The organism is Martelella sp. UBA3392 (genome assembly GCF_002358775.1).
In the GTDB taxonomy this organism is placed as follows: Bacteria; Pseudomonadota; Alphaproteobacteria; order Rhizobiales; family Rhizobiaceae; genus Martelella; species Martelella mediterranea.
In genome coordinates, this window is the sequence record NZ_DEPM01000014.1 from 1 (window position 1) to 6,275 (window position 6,275).

At 59.2% G+C, this 6,275-nt stretch carries 3 protein-coding genes; 2 read left to right on the forward strand and 1 reads right to left on the reverse strand.

The window, feature by feature from the left end:
* Together B4E36_RS01230 and B4E36_RS01235 are read left to right on the forward strand one after the other, a co-directional pair.
* On the forward strand, positions 1-1,035 hold a 1,035-nt coding region (locus B4E36_RS01230), incomplete at its 5' end, for a 5'-nucleotidase C-terminal domain-containing protein (protein ID WP_345899878.1).
* Between the two features lie 358 nt (positions 1,036-1,393).
* Entirely contained in the window at positions 1,394-3,550 is a 2,157-nt protein-coding gene (locus B4E36_RS01235) for a KAP family P-loop NTPase fold protein (protein ID WP_292058521.1), read from the forward strand.
* A 231-nt stretch (positions 3,551-3,781) separates the two neighbouring features.
* Here B4E36_RS01235 and cckA read toward each other — a convergent pair.
* The coding region (cckA, locus tag B4E36_RS01240; protein ID WP_345899879.1) for a cell cycle histidine kinase CckA at positions 3,782-6,275 on the reverse strand (2,494 nt) is incomplete at its 5' end.

Genomic DNA, 6,275 nt, shown 5'->3' on the forward strand with positions numbered 1-6,275 from the left:
TCGCATATGGGCCTGATCGACCTGCTTCTGGAAAAGGACGGCGACAGCTGGAAAATCGTCGATTTCACCACCGAGGCGCGGCCGATCTACCACCGCACCGAGGACCGCAAGGTGGTCGCCGATGTCGAAAGCGACGCGGCGGTGATCGCCGCCGCCGAGGCCGATCACGAGGCGACGCTGGACTATGTCCGCACCCCGGTCGGCAAGACATCCGCGCCGCTGCAATCCTATTTCGCGCTGGTGGCCGACGACCCGTCCGTGCAGATCGTCTCACAGGCGCAGACCTGGTACACGAAGGACATGCTGAAGGACACGGAATACAAGGACTTCCCCGTGCTTTCCGCCGCAGCGCCCTTCAAGGCCGGCGGTCGCGGCGGTCCGGATTACTATACCGAGGTCCCGGCCGGCGACATCGCCATCAAGAACGTCGCCGACCTCTACCTCTATCCCAACACCGCCCGCGCCGTGCTGATCAACGGGGCGCAGGTGCGCGAGTGGCTGGAAATGTCGGCCGGCATGTTCAACCAGATCGAACCGGGCGCGACCGACGCCCCGCTGCTGAACCCGGATTTCCCGTCCTATAATTTCGACATCATCGACGGCGTGACCTACCAGATCGACCTGTCGAAGCCGGCGCGCTACGCCAAGGACGGCAGCCTCACCAATCCGGACAGCCACCGCATCATCGATCTTTCCTATGACGGCAAGCCGATCGACCCCGAGCAGCAATTCGTGGTGGCGACCAATAATTACCGCGCCGGCGGCGGCGGCAATTTCCCGGATATCAATTCCGACGTGATCGTGTTCGTCGGCCCCGACACCAACCGCGACGTGATCGTGCGCTACATCGTCGACCAGGGCACGATCAACCCGTCAGCCGATTTCAACTGGACCTTCGCCCCCATGCCCGGCACCACCGCCACCTTCGAAACCGGCCCGCGCGCGGCGGAATACATCGCCGACGTGAAGGGCGCGAAGATCGAAACGGCGGGCGATGGCGAGAACGGGTTCGCGCTTTATCGGGTGGTTTTGTGATTGGTTGATTTTTTTGGTAAAGCGAGATGACAGGGGCCGGCCTGAGGGTCGGCCTTTCTGTGTCCACCCCCCTCACCTCGGCTTCATCCTTGGGCTTGCCACGATGGGTGCAATTCCAGCACAGTGGGGACATGCATTTAGGGCCGGGGCGGACTGGCAGCTTGCATGTTCCAATTAGGACTAACTGACATCATCATCTACGGATAGGTTAGCAACCCCGGTCCGGGCCTGTCTTTCTCTGGTAGGGTATTAGACATCTACGAAGTAGCCATCTGCGGGTCTGTTGGCGTATTGTTTTGAGAATCCGAATTAGTTCTATCGAAAGCGGTTTCCAACGGTTTTTTTTGGGGGGGGGGCAATGAAGAATTATTTCAACGATAGTCCAATCGAAGATAGTGAAGACGATCAGTACGGTGTCACCCCGTTCGCTACCGCGCTGGCGAAAAGCATCTTGAATATCGAGGAGCCGATTGGCACCACAATTGCTTTAAATGGCCCGTGGGGTTCTGGGAAAAGCAGTGCAGTCAATTTGATAAGATCAGCGCTGAGAAAGACAAATGATCCTAAGCTTGTTGTTACAGAGTTCAGGTGTTGGTGGTACAGGGGCGAAGAGGCGCTGGCGCTCGCGTTCCTCCAGAACCTCAACGCCGTGCTGGGCTCGACGCTCAAAGACAAAGTTAAAGATCTCGTTCCTCGCCTGGCGCGTGGAATCTTGCAGGCTGGACCAATAATCGGCCCAGCGATCGCACTCACCCCTGCGGGACCGCTGGCGGGTTTGGCCACTGGGGGACTCGCTTTCGCAAAACGCTTCTTTCCTAAGGGCGATACCTTAGAAACAACCTTTCAAAAGCTGGCCGAAGTGCTAGCTAACCAAGATCGGCGGTTTCTTGTCGTTATTGATGATCTAGATCGGTTGAGCCCAGACGAAGCCCTTGCCGTTTTTCGACTGATCAAGTCGGTGGGCCGGTTGCCCAATGTGATGTACCTTGTGGTGTTTGATCGGCAACTCGCCGAAAAGGCGGTTAGGGAGAAGTTCCCATCCGAAGGTCCTCACTTTCTCGAGAAGATCATACAGGCTGGATTTGAACTTCCATCCCCACTTCCAACGGACCTCAATAATGCCGTTTTGGCATCGGTTTCCGAAATTTGTGGGTCACCTCACGAAGACCAGATCGTACGTTTCATGAATGTCTTTTATGACGCCGTTGCGCCGCACATCACTTCTCCAAGACATGTCAGTCGGTTTCAAAATGCTATCAGCGTAACATGGCCCGCGATTGCGGGCGAAGTGAATTTGGCTGATTTTGTAGCATTGGAAATACTCCGGCTATACGAGCCAAATCTTTTCGCATCCATCAAATCAAACAAGCATCTTGTGTGTGGGAGTAGGCAAGAGGGTGACGCGAATGGGAATGATCAAAATCAATTTGAACCGTTCCTAAAAGGGGTAGCTGAAGATCGACGCGAACTGGCGATGACTTCCCTACAGAGATTGTTTCCTCGGCTTGAGAGCATGGGGTACGGCAGTGAGTGGATAAGCGAGTGGAGCGCAGAACGTCGCGTCTGTGTCGAAACTCACTTTGATACTTATTTTCGGCTTTCGCTTAGTGATGAAGTTTTATCGGCGCAGCAGATTGATGAACTGATCGAGAAGGCAAACGATCAAGACTTCATCAAGACCGCCTTTCGGGAGGCGTCCAAAGTTGAACGACGGACTGGGCAGTCAATGGTACCAGTATACCTTGATGAGCTTACCACACACGGCAAGCGCATCGAAAAGCCCAAAGTAGAGCCTCTGCTGAGCGCGCTATTCGAAATCCATGACGAGATTGATCAAGAAAAGGATGCAGAAAAAGGGATGTGGGCGATCGCGAACACGAACCTTCGCTATCACTGGCTCATAAGGCGCCTTACGCGAGATCGTTTTACGATTCAAGAACGAACCAAAGCCTATCTGGAGGCAACCAAAGGCGCGGCATTGGGGTGGCTCGTGGACTTTGTGTCTTCGGCCAGAGGGGATTACCAGGAACGTGAAGGTCGGCGGCCCACACGGGAGGAAGATCGCCTCACTACGGAAGCTGCCTTGCCCGAGCTTACAGATCGCGCATTGAACGCAATACGCTCAGCTGCTGCAGACGGAACCCTCTTAGGCCATCCGGACTTGCTCTATATCCTTCATCGGTGGGTGGAATTTATGGACAATGACCCATCTGAGGTCCGAGCGTTGACGGATGCATTGCTAATCGATCCCAAAGGATTGGTCGCGCTTGCGCAAGCGATGACGGGAGAATCGTGGTCTATGGGCATGGGTGGCTTTGGTTCACTGGGTGATCGTGTATCTAGGCGCAACGTGACCGCTCAAATCAGGGATGATACAGATATCATTGACGCTGAGGCTTTTCGAGAAGCGCTCGAAGCTGTTCAAGACAATGAGGTGATTACCGATCAAGAGAAAGAAACTGTGCGTGTGTTTCTCGAAGCATGGGATCGACAAAGGCGTGGAGACGACGATTAATCTTCACGACGAGACACTTGTATGCAACCACTTCTTTGCCCGCCTAGCAGGGACATTTATTCAAATCGCGATAAGATTTCACTCTCCGGTTCTTAAAAAATTTTGCGTGTTGAGCAGCCAACGGCTGCTTTCAGAAAAAGCTCAAGAGCCGCCGAAAGTTCGAATTGAGGCCGCAAAGCTATCGTCAAATAGTCGCCCCGGATACGACACTTTCCTCCACCCCCAAAAAACTCACCCCTCCCGGATCATCTCCCACACGGCCGCTACCAGCTGCTTCAGATTATACGGCTTCGGGAGAAAGCCGAATTTGGCGTCTTCGGGGAGGTTTTTGGCGAAGGCGTCGTCGGCGTAGCCGGAGACGAAGATGAATTTGAGGTCGGGATAGATGCGGCGGGCCTCGCGCAGAAGCGTCGGGCCGTCCATTTCCGGCATCACCACGTCGGACACGACGATATCGACCGCGCCCTCGAGCTTTTCGAGGATCTTCAGGGCATGGACGCCGGTATCGGCCTCGTAGACGGTGAAGCCGCGCATTTCCAGCATGCGCTTGCCGGAGCGGCGCACCGCGTCCTCGTCTTCCACCAGAAGCACCACGGCGGACTGGCCGGTGAGGTCCATATCCTCCTCGCGCGGGGCCTCGTTGTCGCTCTCATTGCCCTCGCCGAAGGCGGCGGCGATCGGCTTGCCCTTGTGGTCCTTCGGGGCTTCCGCCATGTCCTTCTCGCCTGCGGCGCGCACGTGGCGCGGCAGAAGGATGATGAAGCGCGTGCCCTTGCCGACCTCGGACACCGCGTGCAGGAAGCCGCCCGACTGGGTGACGATGCCATAGACCATGGCAAGGCCAAGGCCGGTGCCCTTGCCGACATCCTTGGTGGTGAAGAACGGCTCGAAGATCTTGTCCAGCACTTCCGGCGGAATGCCCGTGCCGGTATCGGCGACCTCGACCATCACGAAGTCCTTCTCCGGCACCTCGCGCAGGCCGAGGCTCGCAACCTCGGCGGCCGGCACGTTGCGGGTGGTCACCGTCAGCGTGCCGCCCTCGGGCATGGCGTCGCGGGCGTTCACCGAGAGATTGGTGATCACCTGGCCGAACTGACCGGGATCGGTCTTCACCGGCCACAGATTGCGGGCGAAATCGGTGGTGAGGCGGACATCCGAGCCGCCGGTGAGGCGCTCGATCATCATCCGGTTGTCGCCGATGACATCGTTGAGATCGACCACCTCCGGGCGCATGGTCTGCTGGCGCGAGAAGGCCAGCAATTGCCGCACGAGGCCCGAAGCGCGGTTGGCATTGCGCTTGATCTCGACCAGATCGGCGAATTCCGGATCGGAGGCGCGCGATTGCAGCAGGAGATGATCGGCCGAAAGCAGGATCGCGGTCAGCACATTGTTGAAATCATGGGCGATGCCGCCGGCGAGCGTGCCGACCGCATTGAGCTTCTGGGTGCGCGCCATCTGCGCCTCCAGCGATTTCTGTTCGCTGATTTCGATCACATAGATCAGCGCCTGCGCCTCCGGGGCGGAGCCGCTGGCGGCGTGGACGAAGAAGCGGAAATGGCGGCTGTCGTCGCTGAAGTGACGCGCCTCGAAGGGGGCGATGTCGCTCTTGCCCGCGGCGGCGGCGGCAAGCGCCTCGTCCAGCCGCGGCCGGTCGCCGGCATCGATCAGCCCGCCGGCGCGCGTACCCGTGCCGATATCCTCGCGCCGCACCAGATCGGCGAACATGGTGAGGAAGCGGGTGTTGGTGGTGAGCAGCCTGCCATCGCGGTCGACGGTGGCGATCGCCATCGGCGTATCGTCGAAGAACCGGCCGGGCGCCGCATCGCCGGCGCGCTCGTCGGCCTCGCGCCTGACGATCACGGTGCGGCTGTCGCCCGCCCTGCCCTCGCGCCCGCCAACGGCCTCGTGGAGCATCACGACCGGCATGGTCTGTCCTGACGCAAGCTTCAGGTTCGCCTCGATCCGTTCACTGACGCGCGCGCCGGGCTCGGGATCGAGCGCGGTCAGAAGCGCCATGCCCTCGCCGGTCGCCAGATCGGAGAATCTCATCCGGCCGGCCACGAAAGCGGCGAGGTCGACGCCGAGCCAGCCGGCGAGCGTGGCGTTCATGTAGCTGACCTTGCCGTCGCTATCCGCCGCCACGAAGCCGACCGGGGCATGGTCGAGATAGTCGATCGCCTTCTGCAGCTCGCGGAAATAGCGTTCCTGCTCCTGGCGCTCCTCGGTGATGTCGGAAATCTGCCAGATGTGGAAATTGCGGGTCGTGGCGCGGCTGTCGGTCACCGGGAAGAAACGGGCGCGCAGGCGATACCAGCGCGGGCCCTCGCCGTTTGACAGCGGCTTGACGAGGCGGAACTCTTCCTGCCCGTCGCGGCCGGCGCGCACCGCCTGACTGAGGCGATAAAGCACTTCCGAGCTCTCCGGCTCCTCCGAAAGCAGGGTATCGAGCGTTGCAGGCTCGGCCGCGCCCGTCAGCCGGCCATAGGCCGCATTGGCATAGACCAGCCGGTTGCGATGATCGGTGATCACCACGGCTTCGGGGTACTGGTCGAGAAACGGCCGGGCGAAGTGATTCTGTCGTCCCGTCGGGAACAGTTCCGCCAGACCGGTCATGACCGCCAGCACGAAGAACACGCCGAGAACGGCAAACAGGCCGAGGATCGCCAGCAGAAGATCGGCCGGAAGATAGCCGCGATACTGATAGGCAAGCGCCACGATCGTCGCC